We start from the raw sequence: 26,325 nt of genomic DNA, 5'->3' as shown, positions 1-26,325 counted from the left end.
ATCCGAAAACCTTCATCACTCACGCGGCGTTGCTCCGTCAGACTTTCGTCCATTGCGGAAGATTCCCTACTGCTGCCTCCCGTAGGAGTCTGGGCCGTGTCTCAGTCCCAGTGTGGCCGATCACCCTCTCAGGTCGGCTACGCATCGTTGCCTTGGTGAGCCGTTACCTCACCAACTAGCTAATGCGCCGCGGGTCCATCTGTAAGTGGTAGCCGAAGCCACCTTTTATGTCTGAACCATGCGGTTCAAACAATCATCCGGTATTAGCCCCGGTTTCCCGGAGTTATCCCAGTCTTACAGGCAGGTTACCCACGTGTTACTCACCCGTCCGCCGCTAACATCAGGGAGCAAGCTCCCATCTGTCCGCTCGACTTGCATGTATTAGGCACGCCGCCAGCGTTCGTCCTGAGCCAGGATCAAACTCTCCGATAAATGGATCACAGACTAAGTTCACTGCATCCTGCAGTAACGTCTGTGTGATCTGCATCATGCAGACCTTAGTTTGACTGACTACGCACATCGCTGTGCGATTTATTTAAAACTTTGAATTAACAGGTACGTTTTGTCTTGTTTAGTTTTCAAAGAACTTTTTCCACTTCTCTCGAAGCGACCTCTTAATCATATCATTTTCAGTTTGCTAGGTCAATACTTTTTTAAAAAATATTTTCGCTAGGCTTGCCTTTCTATTAAAAAGACAACAAAAAGAATTATATCAGCATCATCACTATGTGTCAAAGCTTTTTTTCATTTCTTTATATAGTAAAAGCGCAGCCTGTTGCAGCTGCGCTTTTTCGTTTATACTTCTTCCGTTTCTTCCGGCTCTTCTTCATTCTTTTCGACAAGCGCCACAGTGGCTACATGCTCTTGATCAGACATGCGGATCAGACGGACGCCTTGAGTTACGCGTCCCGTAGTGGAGATATCATTAATATCCATTCTGATTAACACGCCGCTTGCCGTAATAATCATTAAGTCCTCTTCGCCTTTTGTTGCTTTCACGGTTACTAACGGACCGTTGCTGTCAGTGATTTTACATGTTTTAAGGCCTTTTCCGCCCCGGCTTTGAACTCTGTATTCTGAAGCCGGTGTGCGTTTGCCGTAGCCGTTTTCTGTCACTATGAGGACATGAGAGTCTTCTTCAAGAATCTCCATGCCTACAACGACATCATCGTCTGTCAGCGTGATGCCTTTAACACCCGCAGCTGTGCGTCCCATTTGTCTTACATCTTCTTCAGGGAAACGGATCAGTAAACCGTTCTTCGTTCCGATGATGATTTGTTTCTTGCCGTCAGTCAGGCGGACGGCCATCAGTTCATCGTCTTCCCGGAGACCTAGGGCGATCAGCCCGTTATTCCGTATATTCGCAAACTGGGACAGTGCCGTACGTTTCGACACCCCTTGTTTGGTCGTAAAGAAGAGGTATTGCTCCTCATCAAACGTGCTGACCGGAATAATGGCATTAATCCATTCGCCTTTTTCAACTTCCAGAAGGTTAATAATCGGAATGCCTTTTGCCGTTCGGCCGTATTCAGGGATTTCATATCCTTTAGAACGGTATACCTTCCCTTTATTAGAGAAGAACAGGATCGTATCGTGCGTTGATGTGGAAATTAAGTGTTCCACAAAGTCATCTTCATTCGTTCCCATTCCCTGTACGCCTTTTCCGCCCCGTTTTTGGCTGCGGTATGTGGACGCCGGGAGACGTTTAACATAGCCGTTATGGGTCAGTGTGATGACGATATTTTCTCTCTCGATAAGATCTTCATCTTCAATTGTTTCAAGACCGGACGTCACAATTTCAGTGCGTCTCTCATCATTGAAACGCTCTTTGATTTCATTAAGTTCTTCACGGATGATCTCAAGAACTCTTTCTTCATTGGCTAAAATATCTTTCAGCTCAGCGATAAGCTCAACAAGTGATTGATATTCCTCTTCAATCTTTTCGCGCTCCAGACCGGTTAATCGCTGAAGGCGCATATCCAGAATGGCTTGCGCTTGTTTTTCAGTCAGTGAGAATTGTTCGATCAAACCCGTTCTCGCAATTTCAGCCGTCTGGGAATTGCGGATAAGAGAAATAACGGCATCTAAATGATCGAGAGCAATTCTTAAACCTTCCAAAATGTGAGCTCTCGCTTCCGCTTTGCGGAGTTCGTAAGCCGTTCTGCGCCGGATCACAACCTTTTGGTGATCAAGATAATGCTCCAGACATTGTTTCAGGCTTAGTACCTTCGGCTGTCCGTCAACGAGCGCCAGCAGGTTGATCCCGAAAGACGTCTGCAGGGCCGTTTGTTTGTACAGGTTATTCAAAATGACGTGAGCATTGGCGTCACGGCGGATCTCAATGACGATTCTCATTCCGTTACGGTCGGATTCGTCTCGCAGATCGGTAATTCCTTCGATTTTTTTGTCCCGGACAAGATCCGCGATTTTTTCAATTAATCTCGCTTTGTTCACCTGATAAGGAAGTTCCGTGACAATAATTCTTTCTTTTCCCGATGAAGTCTCTTCGATTTCAGCCTTAGCCCGGATTGTGATTGATCCCCGTCCGGATTCATACGCCTTGCGGATGCCGCTCCGGCCCAAAATCTGACCTGCAGTCGGAAAATCCGGGCCCGGGATGTACTCCATCAGCTCCTGGTTTGTAATCTCAGGATTCTCACTTACGGCAAGCACGCCTTCAATGACTTCTCCAAGCTGATGCGGGGGAATGTTTGTCGCCATTCCGACCGCAATACCGGCAGCCCCGTTTACGAGCAGATTCGGAAATCTCGAAGGCATGACGGCAGGCTCTCTTTCTGAACCGTCATAGTTATCTTGATAGTCAATCGTGTCTTTCGTAATGTCACGCAGAATTTCCATTGCGATTTTTGACATTCTCGCTTCTGTGTAACGCATCGCGGCCGCTGAGTCGCCGTCAACCGAACCGAAGTTGCCGTGTCCGTCAACAAGCATGTAGCGGTAGTTAAAATCCTGCGCCATTCTGACCATTGATTCGTAAACCGCTGAGTCACCGTGCGGGTGGTACTTACCGATAACTTCACCGACGATACGGGCAGATTTTTTATATGGTTTGTCACTGGTCATGCCTAAATCATTCATTGCGTACAAAATCCGTCTGTGAACCGGCTTCAGACCGTCACGCACATCCGGAAGCGCCCGGGATACGATAACGCTCATTGCATAGTCCAGGAAGGATGTCCGCATTTCCTGACTAATATTGACTTCACGTACTTGTGGTGTGTTTTGTTCACTCATTAAAAAAACCTCCCTGAAGTATCACATGAAATAATGTGGGAGTAGATTGTCCATTATGATCTTCAATACGATTTCACTATTCTCCATTATATCAATAAACTTGTGTTTATACACATTAATTTAGTAGAATATACGGGTTTTGCGGGTTTTCAGAGGCTTTAGAAGCCGCTTTGAGAAAAAAGCCTTATTTCTTAACGAAAATAAGGCTTTCTTGGTTAAATATCAAGATTTTTCACGTATCTGGCGTTTGCTTCTATGAAGTTTCTCCGCGGTTCTACTTTGTCACCCATCAGCATTTCAAAAGTCTCGTCAGCGTCCATTGCATCTTCAAGATTGACTTGCAGAAGCGTTCTGGTCGCAGGGTCCATTGTCGTTTCCCAAAGCTGAGTCGCGTTCATTTCTCCAAGACCTTTATAACGCTGGAGGCCGGGCTTAGGTGATTGCGGAAGCTCTTTTAACAGCTCATCAAGCTGCTTATCGTTATAAGCGTATTCCACCCGTTTTCCCTGCTGCACTTTATAAAGCGGCGGCTGGGCAATGTAGACATAGCCGTTTTCGATGATTTCCCGCATGTATCTGTAGAAGAACGTTAATAAAAGCGTTCTGATATGGGCGCCGTCAACATCGGCATCCGTCATGATGACCACTTTATGATAACGCGCTTTTTCAAGATTAAAATCTTCTCCGATCCCTGTTCCGAGGGCCGTGATCATTGATCTGACCTCATTGTTTGAGAGAATCTTATCAAGTCTGGCTTTCTCAACGTTCAGAATCTTACCGCGCAGCGGCAGAATGGCTTGGAAATGACGGTCCCGTCCCTGTTTCGCTGATCCGCCCGCAGAGTCACCCTCTACGATATACAGCTCGGAAATGCTCGGATCTTTAGAAGAACAGTCCGCCAGTTTGCCCGGCAGATTGGAAATCTCAAGCGCACTTTTGCGCCGGGTCAATTCCCGGGCTTTTTTCGCCGCCATCCGCGCTCTTGCGGCCATTAAACCTTTTTCAACGATTTTGCGGGCTGAGTCCGGATTTTCAAGAAGGAATGTTTCCAGCGCAGAAGAAAACAGCGTATCAGTGATCGTTCTCGCTTCGGAGTTGCCGAGCTTCGTTTTCGTCTGCCCTTCGAATTGCGGATCAGGGTGCTTAATTGAAATAATGGCAGTCAGCCCTTCTCTCACATCATCCCCGCTTAAATTCGGATCATTTTCTTTGAAAATCCCTTTTCTTCTTGCATAGTCGTTTATGACACGGGTCAGACCGGTTTTAAATCCGGCCTCGTGCGTGCCGCCTTCGTATGTGTTGATATTATTTGTGAAAGAATAAATATTGCTTGTATAGCTGTCGTTATATTGCAATGCGACTTCAACCGTTATGCCGTCTTTCTCGCCTTCGATATAAATCGGCTCTTCATGAACGACTTCTTTGGAACGGTTTAAGTACTCAACATAGCTTTTGATTCCGCCTTCGTAGTGGTACTCGTTTTTCCGTTCTTGTCCTTCACGTTTGTCTTCAATCGTGATGTTTACGCCTTTTGTCAGGAAGGCCAATTCCCGGACACGGTTTGAAAGCAGATCATAGTCATATACAGTTGTTTCTTTGAAAATTTCCGGGTCCGGAACGAAGTGCGTAATCGTTCCGGTCTTATCAGTTTCGCCGATCACTTCAAGATCGGCCACAGGTACACCGCGCTCGTACGCCTGATAATGGATTTTTCCGTCACGATGAACCGTAACGTCAAGAGTGGTCGACAAGGCGTTTACGACGGATGCCCCTACACCGTGAAGACCGCCGGATACTTTATATCCGCTTCCGTCAAATTTACCGCCGGCGTGGAGAACGGTCATGATGACTTCAACCGCAGGGCGGCCCATCTTCTCCTGGATACCGACCGGAATTCCGCGCCCGTTGTCCTTAACGGTAATGCTGTTATCTTTTTCAATCTCGATGTTAATATCTGTACAATAACCGGCCAGGGCTTCGTCAATACTGTTGTCGACGATTTCCCACACCAAATGGTGAAGGCCTTTGCTGTTAGTTGATCCGATGTACATCCCCGGTCTCTTTCGAACAGCTTCCAAACCTTCTAATACCTGTATCTGATTCTCATCATAACTATTTTGCTGCTGTTCCATAGCCATGCACATTCACCTACACTTTTCTTAAACGATAATATATTCATTGTAAAGATCCGCTAAGAATCTATTTCTAACATAAATTGCGCACGTTTCTTCAGTGTGCCGGAAGATAAGGGAGAGTAATATATATTCTCAGTCGTGACTACGATAGACTTTGGCGTGCCGTTTACGGACGGCACTACTTTTTCTTTCTGTCTGTCCAGAAATTCTTCAACGATCGGCGATACATTGACCTTGCAGTCAAAAATGCCGACAATATCACGGGTTGAAACGACAAAGTCGTCACCTAAATGAATATACAATCGCTCACCTCATTTCTTCACTTCACTAACGTACCGTTTTCCACACGGAACATTCCTGCTTGATGTAAGGTATCGTGGTCAATGCCATCCACGCTCGTCGTGGTGACAAATGTCTGCACACGGCCTTGGATCGTATGAAGCAAATGGGACTGCCGGTAATCATCCAGCTCGCTTAGTACATCATCCAAAAGTAAAATGGGGTATTCTCCGATTTCTTCATGAATCAAATCTATTTCAGCCAGCTTCAGAGACAAAGCCGTCGTACGCTGCTGTCCCTGCGAACCGTAAGTCTGCACATCGCGTCCGTTCACATAAAAAAGGACATCATCCCGATGCGGTCCGAATAATGTGACGCCTCGTTCTATTTCTTTTTCTTTTAATTTCGAAAAAGACTCCTGGTAGCTGTTACCTATTTTCGACAAATCTTTAGGATCTGATACATCAAGCGCCGTGTGATACTTAAGCGTCAGTTCTTCAAGTCCCCGGGAAATGCCGGAATGGATCGGCTGCGCCCATTTTTCAAGCTGCGCCGTAAACTGCAGACGTTTGGCGACAACCTTTGCGGCTGCTTCAATCAGCTGATCAGTGAGAACGTCAAGCATGGTCCGGTCAGTCTGTTTCCGGCTTTGCAGCTGTTTCAGAAAATGATTCCGCTGTGAAAGGATTTTTTGATAAAGAGATAAATCATACAGATAAACGGCAGAAACCTGCCCGATCTCCATATCGAGAAATCTTCTCCTCACCTGAGGGCTTCCTTTGACGAGATTTAAATCCTCAGGGGCAAACATAATGGTGTTCAGCGCTCCGACATACTGACTGAGTTTTTGCTGCTCTATATGATTGACTTTGCCCTTTTTACCTTTTTTGGAGATGACAAGCTGCATCGGGATGTCCCCGTTGCGCTTCATCACTCTTCCTTCTATTTTAGCATAGTCTTCGTCCCACCGTATAAGTTCTTTGTCATTTGAGGTGCGGTGTGATTTTGCCATCGAAAGGACATAGATGGCTTCCATCAGATTGGTTTTGCCCTGGGCATTTTCCCCGATGATCACATTCACCTTGTTTTCGAATTGAAGCTCAGCGCGCTCATAATTACGGTAGGATGTTAATTCTAAATTTTGGATATACAACCGCTGTCACCCGCTTTAATTGACGACTTGAAATGAACCAAACCCTTCAATCGCGACCACGTCTCCAACGTAAAGCTTTCTGCCGCGGCGATTGTCAGGTTCATTGTTGACAGTCACCTCATGCTCGCTCAGAAACCACTTCGCCATGCCGCCGGACTGAATCACATCGGCTAATTTTAAAAACTGGCCAAGCGTAATCATTTCTGTATCAATCGAAATCGGATTTGCCATAATATCGACCTCTTTCAAATATCACTAATATCTAATTGTACTAAAAAATCCTGAAATAAGGAAAGGGAAAACTTGAGGGAGCGGCTGATGAATAGAAAAGCTGCCGAACTAAGCCGGCAGCACATTCTGTTTGATTAATACGTTCTGACCGGAAGGATGAGCTGAACGATGGTCTCATCATTCGGCGTACGGATAAGAAACGGTCTCATCGCTCCCGTAAAGCTGATGCGGATGTCCGCTCCTTCAAGTACTTTCAGTGCGTCCATCATATATTTTGGACTGAATGAAATATTTAATTCCTCGCCGTCAATCTGGTCAGCCAGCACAGCTTCGACCACTTTCCCAATTTCCGGAGAATTTGATGAAATCTCAAGCGAATCCGCCGGTTTGGCAGAAAGCTTTACAACGTTGTTGCGGCCTTCTCTCGCCAATAAAGAAGCACGGTCTATCGCCTGTAAAAATTCCTTCGTGTTCACGACGATTTCCGTTTTGCTTTCCTGCGGAATTAAGCTGGTCGTGTCCGGATAGTTTCCGTCAAGCAATCTTGAGAAGAACAATACGTTTTTCGCTTTGAACAGAACTTGGGTTTCTGTAATGACGATATCCACCAGCTCTTGGTTGTCATCAAGAATTTTGCTCAGCTCGGTTAAGCTTTTCCCGGGAATGACGACGTTATAAGAGCTGTCTTCCGGAATATCAAGCTTCGCCTTTCGTAAAGCGAGTCGGTGGCTATCCGTGGCAGTGCATAATAATTCACCGTTTTCAACTTTCCAGTTTACACCTGTCAAGATAGGGCGTGTTTCTGAGGCGGACACAGCGAACACGGTTTGGCGGATCAGGTTTTTCAAAAGATCCGTCGGAATCTGAATGGCGTGATGCTCTTCGATTTGCGGTAGATGCGGATATTCATCTGCATCAAGGCCGTTTAAATTAAATTCGGCTTTTCCGGAACGGATAATCGTTAAATATTGATTTTGAACTTCGATTTCAACAGTCGCCATCGGCAGTTTTTTAACGATTTCGCTGAAGAAACGCGCTTGCAGCACGATACTTCCCGGCTGATCGATCGTCACGATTTCTTTATCATCATCTTCTTTCGGAATGAATGACTCGATTGAAATATCAGAGTCACTTCCTGTGAAAGATACTCCTTCATCTGAGGCGACGATCTTAATACCGGTGAGAATGGGAATTGTGGTTCTGGATGAAACGGCTTTTAGAACGTCTTGTACACTTTCGACTAACCGATCTTTTTGAATCGTAAATTTCATGTTTATCCTCCTAACGGATAATATAATTAATATATTTTAAAAATAGCAGTAGTAATAGTAGGGCCTGTGGATTTGTGGATAAGTTGTGAAAAAGACAGGAAACACAGCCTATCCACATGTGGACAGACTGTGCATGGCTATGAAAAAGTTATTCACACTTTCCCCGATTCATCCGAGGGCACTATTATTTAAGCAGTTCTTTTATTTCTTTCACCTGCTGCTGAAGCTGCTCGTCATCAATCAGCAGTTTTGAAATCTTTTCGTGGGCGTGAATGACGGTTGTATGGTCTCTCCCGCCAAATTCTTCCCCGATTTTAGGCAAAGAAGAATCCGTCATTTCTCTTGAAAGATACATTGCAATTTGTCTTGGGAAAGCCACGGATTTCGTACGCTTTTTCGCTTTGAAATCTTCAAGCTTAATGTTGAACTGCTGTCCGACAATCCGCTGAATCTCTTTTATCGTAATGACCTTCGGCTTAGAAGACGGAATAATATCTTTCAATGCTTCTGCTGCCAGGTCTGCGTTAATGTCTTTATTGATTAAGGATGAATAGGCGACAACCCGGATTAATGCCCCTTCCAGTTCGCGGATGTTGCTGTCAATCTGATTCGCGATGTAAAGCATGACCTCGTTCGGAATATCAAGGCCCTCCGCCTTCGCTTTCTTTCTCAGAATGGCAATCCGCGTTTCCAGATCCGGCGGTGTGATATCTGTAATCAATCCCCATTCGAACCGCGAACGCAGGCGGTCTTCAAGGGTCGGGATCTCTTTCGGCGGTCTGTCACTGGAAATCACGATTTGTTTGCTTTCTTCATGAAGCGTGTTGAATGTATGGAAAAACTCTTCCTGTGTTTGTTCTTTTCCGGCTAAAAATTGAATATCATCTATCAAAAGTACATCAACGTTCCGGTAGCGGTTGCGGAAATCAACGGCTTTATTATCGCGGATTGAGTTGATGAATTCATTTGTGAATTTTTCAGAAGACAGGTACACCACTTTGGCTGAAGGATTATGATCAATGACATAATGGCCGATCGCGTGCATTAAGTGGGTTTTTCCTAAGCCGACTCCCCCGTATATAAATAAAGGGTTGTACGCTTTAGCGGGTGCTTCCGCCACAGCCAGTGATGCTGCATGGGCGAATCGGTTTCCCGATCCGATGACGAATGTGTCGAATGTATATTTCGGGTTGAGCATGCTTTGGGGAAAATCAGACGGTTCCTCTTTTGCCGCTTTTTTCACTTGCGGTTTCGGCAAAAAGTCTTCTTCGTCCTGATTTTGAGGAATGACAAATTTGACGCTCAATTCTTCCCCGGTTAATTCATATATGGTATCTGCAATGAGATGTAAGTACCTGGACTCCAGCCAGTCTCTGGCAAATTCATTGGGAGCGGTGATGGTTAAGGTATCTCCTTGCAGCGAATGGGCTTTCGTCGACTTCATCCAAGTTTCGAAACTCGGTTTGCTTAGCTTTTTCTCAATTTGAGCTAGAGCTTGATTCCAAAGATCCAATATATTCTCCATTATCCGGCACAGCCCTCCTTTTCTTTAAAAATCAGCGCCCTTCCCCTGTTATAGAACACAAAAAAAGAGCATATGGCTCTGACCATTCGTACACACGAAATGTTGAAAACATATAGTATAGTAGAAAAATAGCTTTTCGACAAATTCCACAAGTTGTGGACAACAATCTACACAAGCTGTGTGAAAACAATCCACAACTTATCCACAATTTGTGGATAAAGAGAATGGACTGGATAAGTAATTAAGAGTTAAAACACAAATATAATATCAAATTAAGCGAGGACTTGCAATGGTTCTCGTAATCTTATCCACAAACCTGACAACTTGTTGAAAAATCTTTGTCCACAGGGGTTAGCAATGTGAAAATGTTGTCGATAACGATTGTGGATATTAAAAAAAGATCGAAAAATTATCCACATGTCGTTTTTTCGGGGGAGCGCGGCTTTTTTTGTGCGTTAAAAAAAGGAATATGAAAAATAAGGTTTCTAATCTGGTTAAGGTATGTTATCCTATTATGGTTGTAAGAAATAAAAGCACTGCTGAAGTTGACAATGAATAGGCAGCACAAATATAATAAGTAAGACTGTCTTTAACAGCTATTCCTCGAGGGAGGTGTCATAAATGAAAAGAACATTCCAACCGAATAACCGTAAACGCAGTAAAGTTCATGGCTTCAGAAGCCGTATGAGTTCAAAAAACGGTCGTCTAGTATTAGCACGCCGTCGCCGCAAAGGCAGAAAAGTATTATCAGCTTAGGCCACTGAATAATGTCAGTGGTCTTTTTTCACATTAAGAGAAAAGAGATGTCATGCGTCGCCCGGTACTGGAGAAATTTCTTCAGTATTCCGGCGGCCCGTTTTTTTTAGATAGAAATAAAAGTTTCTGCGAGTGAATATCGGAGTGAATTAAAGTGAAGAAGCGAAATCGGTTAAAGAAAAATGAAGATTTTCAAAAAGTGTTTAAACGCGGAACGTCTATGGCAAACCGCCAGTTCGTGCTGTATACGCTTGATCAGCCGAAACAGGAAGAGCTCCGGGTAGGGCTTTCTGTCAGTAAAAAAATCGGCAATGCCGTCGTGCGCAATCGGGTGAAGCGGTTAATCAGACAGGCGGTTCAGGAGGAAAAAGAGCTGCTCAAGCCGAAAGATTTTATTATTATCGCAAGAAAACCCGCCGGCGACCTCAGTTTTGAAGAAACGAAAAAGAGTCTGCAGCACTTATTCAGAAAAACCTCATTATATAAGAAATCTTCGTCAAAATAGCTCATATTTTGTTTTCTTCACGTTTTTAAAAGCGCTTCCTTTTATTTGGCGAAAAATGAACGCCATTTGAAACTGAAAGATGCTAAAATACATACAAGGTTTATAAAGATTGGTATAGGAGGAAACGTTCTTGAAAAGGAGAATATGGTTACTACTGAGTATGGTCGGTATGCTCGTGCTGCTGGCCGGGTGCTCGAGTGTGAAAGAGCCGATTACGGCGAATAGTCCGCATTTCTGGGACAAATATGTTGTGTATCCATTGTCAGAAGTCATTACGTACGTAGCGAAACTGACGGGCGATAACTATGGTTTATCGATCATCATCGTTACGATTTTAATTCGTCTGCTGATTCTGCCGCTGATGATCAAGCAGCTTCGAAGCTCAAAAGCGATGCAGGCGCTGCAGCCTGAAATGCAGAAGCTCAGAGAAAAATACAGCTCTAAAGATCAAAAAACGCAGCAGAAGCTTCAGCAGGAAACGATGGCCCTGTTTTCAAAGCACGGGGTAAACCCGCTGGCAGGATGTTTCCCGATCCTGATTCAAATGCCGATTTTGATCGGATTCTACCACGCTATTATGCGTACGCAAGCCATTTCACAGCACAGCTTTTTATGGTTTGATTTAGGAGAGAAGGATCCTTACTATATTCTTCCTATCGTTGCCGGTGTGGCCACTTTTGTCCAGCAGAAGCTGATGATGGCGGGAAATCCGACTCAGAATCCTCAAATGGCAATGATGGTATGGATTATGCCGATCATGATCATCGTATTTGCGATCAACTTCCCGAGTGCGCTTTCTCTGTATTGGGTAGTCGGAAACCTGTTTATGATTGCTCAGACATTCCTTATTAAAGGACCTGACATTAAACACGATCCGGAAACGCAGAAAGCCGGAGGAAAGAAAAAGTGAAGAAGGTGACTGCTGCGGGACGGAATGTCGAAGAAGCAGTTCAATCAGGCCTTCAGGAACTTCAACTGACGAAAGATCAAGTAGAAATAACGGTGGTGCAAGAAGAATATAAAGGGTTTTTGGGTATTTTCGGAAAAAAGAATGCGATCGTAGAACTGGAAGAGAAAAGAAATCCTGTTCAGGAAGCGAAAGCGTATTTGGAAGAAATCATCCATTCTATTGCCGGGCCTTCTGAGATTGTTACGGAAGAAAACAAGAAAACAGTCTGTTTTCACATTAAAGGTGAAAAAGCGGCGCTGCTTATTGGCAAAAGAGGACAAACACTCAATGCATTGGAAACATTGACGCAGCTTGTTTTGAACCGCGGCTCCGGCCAGTATCGCCAAGCCGTTGTCGATGCTGAGAATTATCGGCGGAAAAGAAGAGAAATTCTGGATCAGCTGGCAAACAGGCTGGCCAAGCAAGTGTCGAAAACGAAAAAAGATGTGCATTTAGAACCGATGCCGTCAGGTGAAAGAAAAATCATCCATGACGCGCTGTCAAAGCATCCAAATATCAAAACGTTTTCTACCGGTGAAGGCCGGTACCGCCATCTCGTTATTTCCCATAAAGATAGCAGAAAACCGAAGTCCGGGTAAAATCGGAACTTCGGTTTTTTTATTGGTAAAAATGGCTCTATTCCTAAGCAGAATCGCATTTTTTGCGTTTAAGTTTTTTCTTTTTCGGTCTATGCTGTTGATAAAAAAGGTTGTAGGAAATAAAATTAATTGTTATTCACATGTGGATAAGTTAAAGTAATAAGGGATGAATTTCTGCCTTTGTGGATAACGTATCTTCCACTTCAAACCAAACTATGTTATCTTTTAATTTTGGCGTAAATAAAATTTTTTATATAGATGGAAACAGAGATAAAGAGAGGTGAACAGCATGGATACAATTGCAGCGATTTCAACTCCGATGGGTGAAGGCGCGATCGCGATCGTTCGGCTGAGCGGCCCGGAAGCCGTAAAGATCGCCGACAAAATGTACAAGGGTCCGAAAGGCAAAACGCTCAGTTCGGCAGAATCGCATACCATTCATTACGGGCATATCGCGGACAGTACGACGGGACGGATTATTGAGGAAGTCATGGTGTCTGTTTTAAGAGCGCCCAGAACATTCACAAGGGAAGATGTCATAGAAATCAACTGTCACGGGGGTATTGTGACGGTTAATCAGGTGCTCCAGCTTGCTTTAAGAGAAGGTGCGAGACTGGCAGAACCCGGTGAGTTTACGAAGCGCGCATTTTTAAACGGACGGATTGACCTTTCACAGGCGGAAGCGGTGATGGATCTGATCAGGGCCAAAACGGACCGTGCCATGAATGTCGCCATGAACCAGATGGAAGGACGGCTTTCCGCGCTTGTCCGCCGTCTGCGTAATGAGTTGTTAGAAACACTTGCCCATGTTGAGGTGAATATAGATTATCCGGAATATGATGACGTCGAAGAAATGACGCATCAGCTTTTAGTGGAGAAGGCAAGCGGCGTGAAGAAAGAAATCGAGGCGCTGCTCCGTACGTCTGAGCAGGGGAAAATTTTGCGAGAGGGACTGTCTACCGTGATCATCGGCCGTCCGAACGTCGGGAAATCCTCTCTGCTTAACAGCCTTGTCCATGAAACGAAGGCGATTGTAACCGATATTCCGGGAACGACGCGTGATGTGATAGAGGAATATGTCAACGTGCGAGGCGTGCCGCTTCGGCTTGTCGATACCGCCGGAATCCGCGAGACAGAAGACATCGTCGAAAGAATCGGTGTGGAACGGTCACGGCAGGTTCTGAAGGAAGCGGATCTCATTTTGCTTGTGCTTAACCACAGCGAAGCGCTTTCTGAAGAAGATGTGAAATTGTTTGAAGCGGTTGAGGGAATGGACGTCATTGTCATTATGAATAAGACGGACCTTGAGGCTAAGATTGACGCTGAGCGCGTCAAGGAACTGGCGAAAGGCCGGCCTGTCGTCACGACCTCATTGCTGAAAGAAGAAGGCATTCAAGATTTAGAGGAAGCGATTCAGTCGCTATTTTATACAGGAGCGATCGAAAGCGGAGATCTCACCTATGTCAGCAACACCCGTCATATCTCGATTCTGCATCAGGCCAAGCAAGCGATTGATGATGCGCTGAACGGAATTGAACAGGATGTTCCGATTGATATGGTGCAAATTGATTTGACAAGGTGCTGGGAGCTGCTGGGCGAAATCATCGGTGATGCCGTCCACGAAAGCTTAATTGATCAGCTCTTTTCACAATTTTGTTTAGGTAAATAAAAGGGAGGAAAAAACCATGGGGTATGAAGCAGGCCAATACGACGTGATTGTCATCGGCGCCGGGCATGCCGGTGTTGAGGCTGCCCTCGCATCCGCGCGCCAGGGAGCCAAAACGCTTGTTTTGACGATTAATCTTGATATGGTTGCGTTTATGCCATGTAATCCGTCTGTCGGCGGCCCCGCGAAAGGGATTGTCGTCCGCGAAATTGACGCGCTCGGCGGAGAAATGGCTAGAAATATAGATAAAACTCATATTCAAATGAGAATGCTTAATACAGGAAAAGGTCCGGCCGTACGGGCGCTGCGTGCGCAGGCGGATAAATTCCAATATCAGCACGAAATGAAGCATACGCTGGAAAAAACACCGAATTTGACACTTCTTCAAGGGATTGCCGAGCGTTTAATCATTGAAGACGGAGAGTGCCGCGGTGTCATTACGCAAACCGGTGCTGAATATAAGGCAAAAACGGTCGTGCTGACAACCGGAACGTATTTAAGAGGGCGGATCATTCTCGGTGATCTGTCTTACTCAAGCGGCCCGAATAACCAGCAGCCGTCTATTAAACTTTCTGAGCACTTAGAGGAGCTCGGTTTTGATCTCGTCCGTTTTAAAACGGGCACGCCTCCTCGTGTCTCAAGCGATTCCATTGATTACAGCAAAACAGAAATCCAGCCGGGGGACCCGGTTCCGCGCGCTTTCTCATATGAAACGGTTGAATACATTACCGATCAGCTGCCTTGCTGGCTGACTTACACGAGTCCTGAGACTCATGAGATCATCGACAGCAACCTGCATCGTTCGCCGATGTATTCCGGTATGATTAAAGGAACGGGACCGAGATACTGCCCTTCGATTGAAGATAAAGTCGTTCGGTTTAATGATAAACCGCGCCATCAGATTTTCCTTGAACCGGAAGGCAGAAATACGCAGGAAGTATACGTTCAAGGTCTATCCACGAGTCTTCCTGAGGACGTGCAGCAGCGGATGCTGGCGACCATTCCGGGACTGGAAAAGGTGCAGATGATGAGAGCCGGATACGCGATTGAGTATGACGCGATTGTACCGACACAGCTCTGGCCTACACTGGAGACGAAAAAAATCCCTAACCTGTACACAGCCGGTCAAATTAACGGTACATCAGGTTATGAGGAAGCAGCCGGGCAAGGAATTATGGCAGGGATCAACGCAGGGCGCAAAGCGCTTGGAAAAGAAGAAGTGATCCTCAGCCGTTCCGATGCTTATATCGGTGTATTGATTGATGATTTGGTAACGAAAGGAACCAATGAACCGTATCGTTTGCTGACTTCACGGGCGGAATACAGACTGCTGCTCCGTCACGACAACGCGGATCTTCGTCTGACGGAAATCGGCCATGAGATCGGCTTAATTTCTGATGAGCGCTATGAAGCGTTTAAAAAGAAAAAAGCGGCGATCGAGGCAGAGAAAAAACGTCTCTGGTCTGTTATTATCAAGCCGTCTCCCGAGAATCAGGAATATATCCGTTCACTCGGCGGAAGCGAGCTGAAAGACGGAGTGCGCGGCACAGATTTAATGAAACGTCCGGAAATGAACTATGAAACAGTGACAAAACTTGCGCCTGCAGATTCTCCGGTTCCGCAAGATGTGGCGGAACAAGTGGAAATCCAAGTGAAATATGAAGGATATATCGAAAAATCCTTGCAGCAAGTGGAAAAGCTGAAGAAAATGGAAAACAAAAAAATCCCTGATCGGATTGATTATGACGCCATTAAAGGAATTGCTACTGAAGCCCGTCAAAAGCTGAAAGAAGTGCGTCCTTTATCAGTTGCTCAAGCGTCCCGTATTTCCGGCGTCAATCCGGCAGACATTTCAATCCTGCTGGTATACCTGGAGCAGGGCCGTATTGCCAAGGTAGCTGAATAGAAAGGATGACGGCATGAATATAGAGGAATTTACATCCAGTTTAGCGGAGAAAGGGATTTCCCTTTCTGACCGCCAGCTGGAGCAATTCGAGTTGTATTATCGGATGCTCGTGGAATGGAACGAAAAAATGAATCTGACATCCATCACTGAGAAAAAGGAAGTTTATCTCAAGCATTTTTATGATTCGATAACGGCGGCATTTTATATTGATTTTGAAAAGGTCACCACTCTTTGTGATGTCGGCGCCGGCGCCGGTTTTCCAAGCCTGCCCGTCAAAATCTGCTTCCCGCATCTGCATGTCACCATCGTCGATTCACTGAATAAGCGGATTACGTTTTTGGAAACTCTCTCTGATGCTTTACAATTAGAGCATACGACATTTGTCCATGACAGAGCGGAGACATTCGGACAGCGGAAAGACGTCCGGGAAAGCTTCGATCTCGTGACGGCCCGTGCGGTGGCGCGTCTGTCGGTCCTGAGTGAGCTTTGTCTGCCGCTGGCCAAGAAAAACGGTATATTTGCGGCACTAAAAGCTGCAGCCGCTGATGAAGAGCTGAAAGCGGGGCAAAAGGCGATTAAAGTATTGGGAGGAGAGCTTGAACAAGTTCATTCCTTTACACTTCCCGTTGAAGAAAGTGAACGGAACATTATGATCATTCGCAAGACGAAAAGCACTCCGAAAAAATATCCGAGAAAACCGGGTACTCCAAATAAATCGCCAATTGAAGGGTAATTTAGACAGCCTGATGTGACAATTCCATCATATTTTCTGCAAAATTGATGAAGATACAGCAGGAAAAACCATGAGAAAATAGAATTATAAAAATGGCAGTTTTTAAAGGTGGTGTAGGTACATGAAGCATTCATTCTCTCGTTTCTTCGGGTTTGGTGAGAAGGAAGAGGAACCGGAGATAGCTGAGCATGATACAAACAAAGAAGAGATACTCGAAATACCGGTACATGCTATCGTTCCCAACCGTTTTCAGCCACGCACCATTTTCTCAGATGAAAAAATCAAAGAGTTAGCAATGACTATCCATACACACGGCATCATTCAGCCGATTGTTGTCAGACATACAGAAGATGAAGGACAATATGAGCTCATTGCGGGTGAAAGGCGCTGGAGAGCGGTACAGACGCTTGAATGGGAGAAGATTCCCGCAATTATTAAAGATTTTTCTGATACGGAAACAGCATCTGTCGCTTTGATTGAAAACCTGCAAAGGGAAGAATTGTCCTCCATTGAGGAAGCTCATGCGTACGCAAGGCTGTTAGAACTTCATGATTTAACACAGGAAGCCTTGGCGCAGCGCTTAGGAAAAGGCCAGTCAACGATTGCGAACAAGCTCCGATTGTTAAAGCTCCCGGAACCCGTCCAGGATGCGATTATGGAGAAAAAAATTACGGAACGTCATGCAAGAGCACTGATTCCGCTCAAACAGCCGGAGTTTCAGGTCACATTGCTTGCGGAAATCATTGAGAAAAGCTTAAACGTCAAGCAGACGGAAGACAGAGTGGTGAAAATGCTTGAACAGAATAAGCAGAAACCAAAGCCGAGACGCAAAGCGTTCAGCAGGGATACAAGAATTGCGATGAATACGATTCGTCAGTCACTGTCGATGGTAGAAGACAGTGGCGTCAGGCTGAACACTGAAGAAGAAGAATTCGAAGAGTACATCCAGCTTACCATTCGGATACCTAAATAAAAACTCTCCTGATCAGCAGGGGAGTTTTTATTTTAATCAAAAAACTATTTTGAGATAATGATAGATTTATTGTGCACTATACATTATATATGTAAAATTTTATCTTTTTGTGTCGTGAATTGTCTTTTTACAGTCAAAAAAGTCACTTTATCGGAGAACTTATATTAGAAAGTGTCTTTTTCGTTTACATTTTTTTCACTTGCTGATAAACAAATTATGAAAAAAATAAAACGCTTTACTCTTTTTTTGATAAGATAGAAACAAGACAGTACATGTTCATGTGAAGGTAGGTGACATCGTGGGAAAAATCATAGCAATTACGAACCAAAAAGGCGGAGTCGGGAAGACGACGACTTCTGTCAATCTGGGGGCTTGCTTGGCTTACATAGGTAAAAGGGTTCTTCTTGTTGATATTGATCCGCAGGGCAATGCAACGAGCGGATTAGGGATTGAAAAAGCCGATGTGGATCATTGTGTGTACGACATTTTAGTAGATGATGCAGATGTTACAGATATTATTAAACCGACTTCAGTAGAGAACTTAGATGTCATTCCGGCCACGATCCAGCTTGCGGGAGCGGAAATCGAATTGGTTCCGACGATCTCACGGGAGGTCAGGCTGAAAAGAGCATTAGAATCTGTGAAACAAAATTACGATTACATGATTATTGATTGTCCTCCGTCTCTCGGGTTATTAACGATTAATGCGCTTACCGCTTCAGATTCAGTCGTTATCCCGGTTCAGTGCGAATACTACGCTCTTGAAGGATTGAGTCAATTATTAAATACAGTTCGGCTTGTGCAAAAACATTTAAATACCGACTTAATGATAGAAGGAGTGCTTCTGACGATGCTTGATGCCAGAACGAATCTCGGCATTCAAGTGATAGAAGAGGTAAAGAAATACTTTAGAGATAAAGTGTATCAAACCATTATTCCTCGCAATGTCCGTTTAAGTGAGGCGCCGAGTCACGGCAAGCCGATCATATTATACGATCCGCGTTCGAGAGGTGCGGAAGTATATTTAGATTTAGCAAAGGAAGTGGCAGCGAATGGCTAAAGGCGGGCTCGGAAAAGGGATTAACGCGTTGTTTAATCAGGTTGATTTGTCTGAAGAGACAGTGGAAGAGATTAAAATCAGTGATTTACGCCCCAATCCTTATCAGCCAAGAAAACAATTTGACGATGAGTCATTAGCTGAACTGAAGGAGTCCATCATTCAGCATGGCATTCTTCAGCCCATTATCGTGAGAAAATCATTGAAGGGCTATGATATTGTAGCAGGCGAACGCCGTTACCGCGCCGCAAAACTTGCCGGTAAAGAGACAGTACCGGCTATCGTGCGGGATTTATCTGAATCGCTGATGCGGGAAATCGCTCTTTTGGAAAACCTTCAGCGTGAAGACTTATCACCGCTTGAAGAAGCTCTGGCATATGACTCACTGCTGAAGCATTTGGATTTAACCCAGGAACAGCTCGCTAAACGGCTCGGGAAAAGCAGGCCTCATATTGCCAACCATTTAAGACTGCTGACGCTGCCGGAAAGCATCCAGAACCTCATTGCAGAAGGTACGTTATCCATGGGACACGGCAGAACCTTGCTTGGTTTGAAAAATAAAAATAAGCTTGAACCGCTTGTGCAGAAAGTGGTTGAAGAACAGCTGAACGTCCGTCAGCTTGAGCAGCTGATTCAGCAGTTAAACAACAATGTTCCACGTGAAACAAAGAAAAAAGAACCTGTTCAAGATGTTGTGTTAAAAGAGCGGGAATCGTATTTGCAAAATTACTTCGGAACAACAGTCAATATTAAGAGACAAAAGAAAAAAGGGAAGATTGAGATTGAGTTTTTCTCAAATGAAGATCTTGAACGTATCCTGGAACTATTGTCCGAGAGAGAAGCGTAAAAACCATCTTTATTTAAAAGATGGTTTTTTATATACGTCTTGTCAGCTTATGAAACGGACTGAGCCGTTCCTGCCGGCCTTCTGATTTATCTGTCAGCTGTAACCCCTCTGCTAAAACATTTGCCATGCTCATAACAAGATGAAGCCTCGTATTCTGCAGGACAAAATACTCCATAAACCCGCTGACATTGACGATTCCATTGATATGGACGTCACCGATTTCAGGAAGGTCTTTTTGAACACCTGCTCCGGGCTTCAGCGGCCCATCGCCGATTTGAAATGAGCCTACGCTTTTGACGCGGCCTAAACAAGCATCAACCGCTATAATAAACGGATTTTTATGTAGATATTGAATATCTTTCAGCTTGTCTTTCATATTGACGGCGTGAACAGGATCTGACAGCGTGCCGTAAACGTGCAATCTGCCTAAATTCATTTTTTCTAACTTTGTTCCTACGAGCGGACCTAATGAATCTCCGGTCGACCGATCTGTACCGATACACACGGTGACTAACGGTCTGCCGGCTGCTTTACGTAAAGATGAAGTAAGGATCGCTTGTATTTGATTCGCAGCAGAAGAATCCGTATGGGATACATATTGTTTTGCCCGTTCTTGAGAAAAAAGCCCGCCTTTTCGATTCATAAGGTTCACTTCCTTGTCATGTCATACGAGTATTACATTGTTGTTTTTGGTGATGTATGGTTGTTTACAGTATATCCAGCGCTGCCTTTTTTTATGCTTATGTCATGATCAGCATGCCGGTTGTTTGAAAAGAGCGGGATAGAAAAAAGAACCCAGAGCAGTTATTCTCTAAGTTCATGAAAGAAATAAGACCATTTGATCTACATCAACATATTGCTGATGATCTAATTTCAGCGCTCTTTTTTCTGTAGAGAAGAGGATAAATCCTAACTGAGGCGCAGAGTTTTTTTGCGGGTTCATTTGTTGAAGTCACAGAGAGATGGAGCTGTTCTGTGTCTTTCATCTTTTTTGCTGGGCTGATGGCTTCCGTCATTAAAGCTTTTCCCGCGCCTGACCCTCGGTGTTTGGGGGAAATATACATAGAACCAATAACCGCAATGTGTCTTAGTTTAAACAGCGAATGCTTGGAGATCTTGAGGATTCCTATCAGTCTGTCTTGTTCAAAGGCGCCAAGCACGATGGCATTGCCGTCTTCAAGCCTTGCTTTGCATTTTTCGGACGGCCATTCTTTCTCCTCATCATAGCTGACGGCGAATGCGTCCGGGTGATCTTTTAAAGCTTTGAGCCTGATATCGGGTATCACTTGCGGTTAAACGCCTGATGTCCATGATTTGAGCGCCTAACACAAATAAATTTTCTGAATAGTCAATCGTCGTTATCATACCATATTTGTCCCATTTGTATGAATGTTTGCCGCTGTCACTCAATATAGTAGCAATATGCGGAGATGATCAGAAATTTTATGAGGTGATGAGGGTGTGGAGAGCCGGGATGAAGTGGATGCTGCTCATATTAAGCAGCCAGATTGGGGCCGGGTATGCAAGCGGGCAGGAAATATGGCAGTTTTTCGGTGTCGAAAGCGGACTGGCTATTGTATTGTTTACAGTCATGTTTACGATTTCGGCTTATATTGTGTTGAAGATCAGCTATCGGGTTCAATCAACGCACTTTTTACCGGTGCTTGAGCATCTGATGGGGCCGGCTCTTGCTAAAGTCTATGATGTGCTTATTATGTTTTATTTGTTTTCAATGACGATGGTTATGATTGCCGGCGGCGGTGTGACGCTGCAAATGTACAAGCTGCCGTTTTGGATCGGTATTTTTCTTCTTTGCATTGTGACCGTCGGTTTATTCTTTTGGGATATAAAAGGAATATTATCTCTGAATAGTATTTTGATACCGATTCTTGTAGCGGGGCTGTTATATGCATTGGTCTTTTTTCAGACAACCCATCATTACACGTGGACGATAGATTTGACCCGCCAGTATAATTGGCCGGCAAGCATTACCTTCACGTCCTTAAACATTCTTTCTGTTGTCGCTGTTCTTTCTTCAATCGGGAAAGATATGAAGGGACTGGGAGAAGCCAAAATCGCAAGCGTTGCAAGCGGGCTGATTTTCGGTATGATTTCATTTGTTTACAATGAAACGCTTGTACAGCTTTCAGGCAGTCTTACACAATATGAGATTCCTCTTTTCGCCGTCCTTGAAGGCGCTCCTTATCCGTTATTTCTTTGTATGGCCGCCGTGCTTTTTTTAGCCATCTATACGACAACGGTGACCGGTCTTTTCGGGCTGTCCAGCCGCATGCTTGCATTTGTGAAATTGCCGAGATGGACGCTCGTATCTCTTCTTTTAGCTGTGATGGTGCCTTTTACGACAATCGGTTTTTCAGATTTGATCGCCATTTTATATCCCATTTACGGGCTTTTAAGTCTTTATTTGCTGGTATGTCTTCTTCTTTACCCTATTTTAGGGAGATGGAAAAAAGTATAATGCTCATTTTGAGTGCGGCCGTTGCTCTTATCCTGTCTTTTTTTGTACAATAAATAAAGCAGTCTATGGAGAGAGGTGAAGGGTCTTGGCGGATAAAGACTTTGGCCTGAATGATATTGTTGAAATGAAGAAGCCGCATCCTTGCGGTGAAAACAGGTGGAAAATCATTCGGATGGGAATGGATATTCGGATCAAATGCACGGGTTGTTCCCACAGTGTCATGATTCCGAGAAGAGATTTTGAGAGAAAGCTGAAAAAAGTACTCGTCAAGCATGAGGAGCCTACATCATAAGGGCTGGCGCTCATGCTTTTTCATATAGAGGAGAGGAAGAGGCCCGATGAGCAAAGTGCATCAGTCAGCGTGCCCGCTGAATTGCTGGGATAGCTGCGGCTTTTTGGTGACAGTTGAGGATGGAAAGGTGACGAAAGTAGACGGAGACCCGAATCATCCCATTACGGAAGGGAAAATTTGCGGCCGGGGCAGAATGCTGGAGACGAAAACGAATGCGCCGGAACGGCTTCGTTTCCCTTTAAAAAAGAAAGACGGCGAATTTGTCCGGATTTCCTGGGAGCAGGCGTTAGATGAAATTGCTGAAAAAATGGCGGTGATTAAGGAGACGCTGGGCACTGCCGCAGTGCTGCACAGTCATGACTACGCCAATAACGGTCTTTTGAAGGCGCTCGACCAGCGTTTTTTCAATGGATACGGCGGTGTAACCGAGATTGCGGGCAGCATTTGCTGGGGTTCCGGCATTGAAGCGCAGCGCTGGGATTTCGGGCGTTCTTACGGGCATGGACCGCTTGATATTTATCACAGCAAGCATGTGATCGTATGGGGCAGAAACGTGTCCCGGACGAATATGCACCTCTATCATCATCTGCAGCAGGTGAAGAAAAAAGGAGCGACACTGACGGTCATTGACCCTATTTTTAACCCGACTGCAAAGCTTGCCGACCGGTATATATCCGTCAAACCCGGCATGGATGGCTGGCTTGCGGCGGGTGTTTTAAAAATATTATGCCAAACCGGCAGAACCGATTCTGATTTTATTCAAAAGCATTCGGTCGGTTTTGAGGAAATAGACAAGCTTCTGCAGACGATTTCTTTTGAGGAGATCATTGAGAAAACAGAAACGTCTTTAGAAGTGCTTGAATATCTTGCCGATTTATATGCTGACGGTCCCGCCTCCACTTTTATGGGTCTTGGGATGCAGAGATATAAAAACGGGGGCGGGACGATACGGTGGATTGACGCTTTAGCTGCGGCGAGCGGAAATGTCGGTATCAAAGGCGGCGGCGCAAACTTCGGAAATGTGCAAGTCGGTGAAAGCTTTGCAAAGGCCGAGCTCACTCGTCCTGATTTGAAGAAAAGTTCGAGAACGTTTTCGATGATGACTCAAGCTGAAGAGGCGCTGAATGCAGCCGACCCGCCGATTGAGATGATCATCGTGACGTGCGGCAATCCGCTGACACAGGTGCCGAATACAAAAAAAGTGAAGGAAGCGTTTGAAAAAACACCGGTCACAGTGGCCATTGATTCGGTCATGACCGATACGGCGAAGCTCTGTGACTATGTGCTGCCGACGGCCGTTGTTTTCGAAGAGGAAGATATTTATTATTCCAGCATGTATCATCACTATGTTCAATATGGCAAGAAGCTTGCGGAACCGCAGGGAGAGGCAAAATCAGACCGCTGGATCTGGACGGAACTCGCAAAGCGTCTCGGATTCGGGGAGCTGTTTGATTACAGTACGGAAGATTTCTTAAAAATGGGGCTCTCTTCTTTGGAGAAAGAAGGAATCACCCTTGAGCAATTAAAGGAAAAAGGACATATGCCGCTTCCGGTTAAACAGGTTCCATGGAGTGATTTTCAATTTTTAACCCCGAGCGGAAAATTTGAATTCGTCTCGTCACTGGCAGAAGAGAAAGGATACAGCGGCCACCCTCAATTGGAGGTGCCGGAGGAGTCTGTTTATCAAGACGCCGGACTGGCCGGGAAATATCCGTATACGCTGCTGTCCATTCACCCGCAGCGCTCCAATCATTCACAGCACGTGCCGTTTATTGAAAAGCTTCAGCAGATTCAGGTGGACCTGTCGCCGGATATCGCGGAAGAGCTTTCTCTTCAAGACGGAGATACGGCAGAGGTTTACAATGACCGCGGCCGTCTGCGCGGCAGGGTGAAAATCATGAAGCAGGCTCACCCGAAGACGGTGAATATAGATGAAGGCATTTGGGCGGCATTCGGAGGCTCCGTCAACATGCTCACAAAGGATTCAAATTCCGATAATGGAATGGGAAGTACGCTTTTTGACTGTCTGGTAGCGGTTAAAAAAGGATAATCTAAGGAGAGAGAGGGCGGGAAATGCTTTTTTCTCAGCTTGTCTTTTCCTATGAACCTCCTTATAATTGCTCTAGGTTTACAATACGTTTATACGATGATGGTTTGATATAGAGGAGATGAAAGAATGGCTTTAACTGCTGGAATTGTCGGTTTGCCGAATGTCGGAAAATCGACGTTATTTAATGCAATTACCCAGGCTGGTGCCGAATCAGCCAACTACCCGTTCTGTACAATTGATCCGAACGTGGGAATCGTGGAAGTGCCGGATGAACGTCTGCAAAAGCTGACTGAATTGGTGAATCCGAAAAAAACGGTGCCGACTGCGTTTGAATTCACTGATATCGCGGGGATCGTAAAAGGCGCATCTAAAGGTGAAGGACTCGGAAATAAGTTTCTTTCTCATATCCGTCAGGTTGATGCGATCTGCCACGTTGTACGTGCATTCGCTGATGACAATATTACGCACGTGTCAGGGAAAGTCGATCCGATTGACGATATTGAAACGATCAATCTTGAATTGATTCTTGCCGACATGGAGACAGTCGAAAAACGCATCACGCGTGTAAGCAAGCTTGCGAAGCAAAAAGACAAAGAAGCGGTTTTTGAATTTGACATTCTGTCTAAATTGAAAGAAGCTTTCGAACAAGAAAAGCCAGCCCGTTCCGTTGAATTTACGGAAGAACAGCAAAAGCTTGTGAAGCAGCTTCATCTGCTTACGTCAAAACCCGTGCTTTATGTGGCGAATGTAAGCGAAGATGAAGTGGCTGGTCCTTCAGACAATGAATACGTTGCGAAAATCCGTGAGTACGCCGCGGGTGAAAATGCCGAAGTCATCGTCGTCTGCGCGAAAATTGAGTCTGAAATTGCTGAATTGGAAGGCGAAGAAAAGCAAATGTTCCTTGAGGAGCTCGGCATCGAAGAATCAGGTCTTGATCAGCTGATTAAAGCGTCATACTCTCTTCTCGGCCTTGCGACATACTTTACGGCGGGCGAACAGGAAGTGCGCGCATGGACATTCAGAAAAGGCATGAAAGCTCCTGAGTGTGCGGGTATCATCCACACTGACTTTGAACGCGGCTTTATCCGCGCTGAAACGGTTGCTTATGAAGACCTTTTGGCAGGCGGCGGAATGTCCGGAGCGAAAGAAGCCGGAAAAGTGCGTCTGGAAGGTAAGGAATATGTAGTCCAAGACGGAGATGTCATTCATTTCCGATTTAATGTATAGGACACAGTTGTAAAGGGACAAGAGCTTTGGTATAATATAAACTTGTGAGTAATAGAATTATTGCTCCTTGCCCATTATAGGGCCGCTTAGACCAAAAGGAGGTGCAAACAGATGAAAAAGTACGAAGTTATGTACATTATCCGTCCGAACATTGACGAAGAGTCAAAGAAGGCAGTTATCGAGCGTTTCAACAACGTATTGACTTCTAACGGAGCGGAGATCACTGGAACAAAAGATTGGGGTAAACGTCGTCTTGCTTACGAAATCAACGATTTCCGTGACGGTTTCTACCAAATCTTAAACGTTCAGTCTGAAGCTGCAGCGGTTGCTGAATTCGACCGTTTAGCTAAGATCAGTGACGATATCATTCGCCACATCGTTGTTAAAGAAGAAGAATAAGCAATTTGAAATATATAATGTTAAAAGGTGGTCTTTCA

The 26,325-nt window shown here is 45.1% G+C and carries 24 protein-coding genes and 1 rRNA gene; 15 read left to right on the top strand and 10 right to left on the bottom strand.

Translation table 11 applies throughout. The features are described 5' to 3' along the window. From ACWJJ5_RS05000 to dnaA, 8 genes are all read right to left on the bottom strand, one after another. A 16S ribosomal RNA gene (locus ACWJJ5_RS05000) occupies nucleotides 1-432 on the bottom strand; the annotation flags it as partial. 363 nt (nucleotides 433-795) lie between these two features. After that, nucleotides 796-3,255 carry a DNA gyrase subunit A gene (gene gyrA, locus ACWJJ5_RS04995; protein WP_454022245.1) on the bottom strand — a complete coding sequence of 820 codons (2,460 nt, stop codon included), beginning with the start codon at nucleotides 3,253-3,255 and terminating at the stop codon, nucleotides 796-798. Nucleotides 3,256-3,470: 215 nt separating this feature from the next. Further along, nucleotides 3,471-5,387, bottom strand: a complete 1,917-nt coding sequence (gene gyrB, locus ACWJJ5_RS04990; RefSeq protein ID WP_004392900.1) for a DNA topoisomerase (ATP-hydrolyzing) subunit B — start codon at nucleotides 5,385-5,387, stop codon at nucleotides 3,471-3,473. A gap of 59 nt (nucleotides 5,388-5,446) precedes the next feature. Beyond that, on the bottom strand, nucleotides 5,447-5,692 hold the full coding sequence (gene remB / locus ACWJJ5_RS04985; protein WP_004392908.1) for an extracellular matrix regulator RemB: 246 nt from the start codon (nucleotides 5,690-5,692) through the stop codon (nucleotides 5,447-5,449). A gap of 17 nt (nucleotides 5,693-5,709) precedes the next feature. Continuing rightward, complete coding sequence (gene recF, locus ACWJJ5_RS04980) at nucleotides 5,710-6,822, bottom strand: DNA replication/repair protein RecF (protein WP_007409910.1); 1,113 nt, start codon at nucleotides 6,820-6,822, stop codon at nucleotides 5,710-5,712. A gap of 15 nt (nucleotides 6,823-6,837) precedes the next feature. Continuing rightward, nucleotides 6,838-7,053 carry a ribosome maturation protein RlbA gene (gene rlbA, locus ACWJJ5_RS04975; protein ID WP_004392910.1) on the bottom strand — a complete coding sequence of 72 codons (216 nt, stop codon included), beginning with the start codon at nucleotides 7,051-7,053 and terminating at the stop codon, nucleotides 6,838-6,840. Between the two features lie 134 nt (nucleotides 7,054-7,187). Beyond that, complete coding sequence (gene dnaN / locus ACWJJ5_RS04970) at nucleotides 7,188-8,324, bottom strand: DNA polymerase III subunit beta (RefSeq protein ID WP_007409909.1); 1,137 nt, start codon at nucleotides 8,322-8,324, stop codon at nucleotides 7,188-7,190. Between the two features lie 184 nt (nucleotides 8,325-8,508). Next, nucleotides 8,509-9,849 carry a chromosomal replication initiator protein DnaA gene (gene dnaA / locus ACWJJ5_RS04965; protein ID WP_004392913.1) on the bottom strand — a complete coding sequence of 447 codons (1,341 nt, stop codon included), beginning with the start codon at nucleotides 9,847-9,849 and terminating at the stop codon, nucleotides 8,509-8,511. A 621-nt stretch (nucleotides 9,850-10,470) separates the two neighbouring features. Between dnaA and rpmH the strand changes: the two genes are divergently transcribed. From rpmH to ACWJJ5_RS04915, 10 genes are all read left to right on the top strand, one after another. Further along, nucleotides 10,471-10,605 (top strand): 50S ribosomal protein L34, encoded by a 135-nt coding sequence (gene rpmH, locus ACWJJ5_RS04960; RefSeq protein ID WP_003178075.1) that lies wholly within the window; start codon nucleotides 10,471-10,473, stop codon nucleotides 10,603-10,605. Nucleotides 10,606-10,759: 154 nt separating this feature from the next. After that, the gene (rnpA, locus tag ACWJJ5_RS04955) at nucleotides 10,760-11,110 is read left to right on the top strand and encodes a ribonuclease P protein component (RefSeq protein WP_004392944.1); all 351 of its coding nucleotides are present in this window, start codon (nucleotides 10,760-10,762) and stop codon (nucleotides 11,108-11,110) included. Between the two features lie 160 nt (nucleotides 11,111-11,270). Beyond that, on the top strand, nucleotides 11,271-12,020 hold the full coding sequence (gene spoIIIJ, locus ACWJJ5_RS04950) for a YidC family membrane integrase SpoIIIJ (protein ID WP_007409906.1): 750 nt from the start codon (nucleotides 11,271-11,273) through the stop codon (nucleotides 12,018-12,020). Then, on the top strand, nucleotides 12,017-12,658 hold the full coding sequence (gene jag, locus ACWJJ5_RS04945) for an RNA-binding cell elongation regulator Jag/EloR (RefSeq protein WP_017418434.1): 642 nt from the start codon (nucleotides 12,017-12,019) through the stop codon (nucleotides 12,656-12,658). The genes spoIIIJ and jag overlap by 4 nt, the downstream gene beginning before the upstream one ends. A gap of 289 nt (nucleotides 12,659-12,947) precedes the next feature. Beyond that, nucleotides 12,948-14,327: a tRNA uridine-5-carboxymethylaminomethyl(34) synthesis GTPase MnmE gene (mnmE, locus tag ACWJJ5_RS04940; protein WP_017418435.1), complete on the top strand. Its 1,380-nt coding sequence runs from the start codon at nucleotides 12,948-12,950 to the stop codon at nucleotides 14,325-14,327. Nucleotides 14,328-14,343: 16 nt separating this feature from the next. Beyond that, entirely contained in the window at nucleotides 14,344-16,230 is a 1,887-nt protein-coding gene (mnmG, locus tag ACWJJ5_RS04935; RefSeq protein ID WP_102422143.1) for a tRNA uridine-5-carboxymethylaminomethyl(34) synthesis enzyme MnmG, read from the top strand. A 13-nt stretch (nucleotides 16,231-16,243) separates the two neighbouring features. Beyond that, on the top strand, nucleotides 16,244-16,963 hold the full coding sequence (gene rsmG, locus ACWJJ5_RS04930) for a 16S rRNA (guanine(527)-N(7))-methyltransferase RsmG (protein WP_014306213.1): 720 nt from the start codon (nucleotides 16,244-16,246) through the stop codon (nucleotides 16,961-16,963). A 121-nt stretch (nucleotides 16,964-17,084) separates the two neighbouring features. Further along, nucleotides 17,085-17,936: a nucleoid occlusion protein gene (noc, locus tag ACWJJ5_RS04925; protein ID WP_007409900.1), complete on the top strand. Its 852-nt coding sequence runs from the start codon at nucleotides 17,085-17,087 to the stop codon at nucleotides 17,934-17,936. A gap of 298 nt (nucleotides 17,937-18,234) precedes the next feature. Beyond that, nucleotides 18,235-18,996: a sporulation initiation inhibitor protein Soj gene (gene soj, locus ACWJJ5_RS04920; protein ID WP_007409899.1), complete on the top strand. Its 762-nt coding sequence runs from the start codon at nucleotides 18,235-18,237 to the stop codon at nucleotides 18,994-18,996. Then, nucleotides 18,989-19,840, top strand: a complete 852-nt coding sequence (locus tag ACWJJ5_RS04915) for a ParB/RepB/Spo0J family partition protein (protein WP_070082675.1) — start codon at nucleotides 18,989-18,991, stop codon at nucleotides 19,838-19,840. Before soj ends, ACWJJ5_RS04915 begins: the two co-directional genes overlap by 8 nt. A 28-nt stretch (nucleotides 19,841-19,868) precedes the next feature. On the opposite strand, the gene yyaC is transcribed toward ACWJJ5_RS04915, so the two are convergent. Both yyaC and ACWJJ5_RS04905 read right to left on the bottom strand, forming a co-directional pair. Further along, nucleotides 19,869-20,483: a spore protease YyaC gene (yyaC, locus tag ACWJJ5_RS04910; RefSeq protein WP_326360707.1), complete on the bottom strand. Its 615-nt coding sequence runs from the start codon at nucleotides 20,481-20,483 to the stop codon at nucleotides 19,869-19,871. Nucleotides 20,484-20,688: 205 nt separating this feature from the next. After that, complete coding sequence (locus ACWJJ5_RS04905; RefSeq protein WP_454022244.1) at nucleotides 20,689-21,126, bottom strand: N-acetyltransferase family protein; 438 nt, start codon at nucleotides 21,124-21,126, stop codon at nucleotides 20,689-20,691. 167 nt (nucleotides 21,127-21,293) lie between these two features. On the opposite strand from ACWJJ5_RS04905, the gene ACWJJ5_RS04900 reads away from it, so the two are divergent. The 5 genes from ACWJJ5_RS04900 (at nucleotide 21,294) to rpsF (ending at nucleotide 26,287) form a co-directional block, all read left to right on the top strand. Then, entirely contained in the window at nucleotides 21,294-22,319 is a 1,026-nt protein-coding gene (locus ACWJJ5_RS04900; protein WP_088005468.1) for a YkvI family membrane protein, read from the top strand. Nucleotides 22,320-22,404: 85 nt separating this feature from the next. Then, nucleotides 22,405-22,611 (top strand): DUF951 domain-containing protein, encoded by a 207-nt coding sequence (locus ACWJJ5_RS04895; protein WP_004392973.1) that lies wholly within the window; start codon nucleotides 22,405-22,407, stop codon nucleotides 22,609-22,611. A 46-nt stretch (nucleotides 22,612-22,657) separates the two neighbouring features. Next, on the top strand, nucleotides 22,658-24,661 hold the full coding sequence (locus ACWJJ5_RS04890; protein WP_454022243.1) for a molybdopterin-dependent oxidoreductase: 2,004 nt from the start codon (nucleotides 22,658-22,660) through the stop codon (nucleotides 24,659-24,661). 126 nt (nucleotides 24,662-24,787) lie between these two features. Beyond that, a complete protein-coding gene (gene ychF / locus ACWJJ5_RS04885) occupies nucleotides 24,788-25,888 on the top strand; it encodes a redox-regulated ATPase YchF (protein ID WP_173612865.1) in 1,101 nt (366 codons plus the stop codon). A gap of 111 nt (nucleotides 25,889-25,999) precedes the next feature. Then, complete coding sequence (gene rpsF / locus ACWJJ5_RS04880; RefSeq protein WP_004392977.1) at nucleotides 26,000-26,287, top strand: 30S ribosomal protein S6; 288 nt, start codon at nucleotides 26,000-26,002, stop codon at nucleotides 26,285-26,287. The last annotated feature ends 38 nt before the right edge of the window (nucleotides 26,288-26,325 follow it).

This window comes from Bacillus sp. JK74 (genome assembly GCF_053663395.1).
This window is presented reverse-complemented; position numbering and strand designations above follow the sequence as displayed.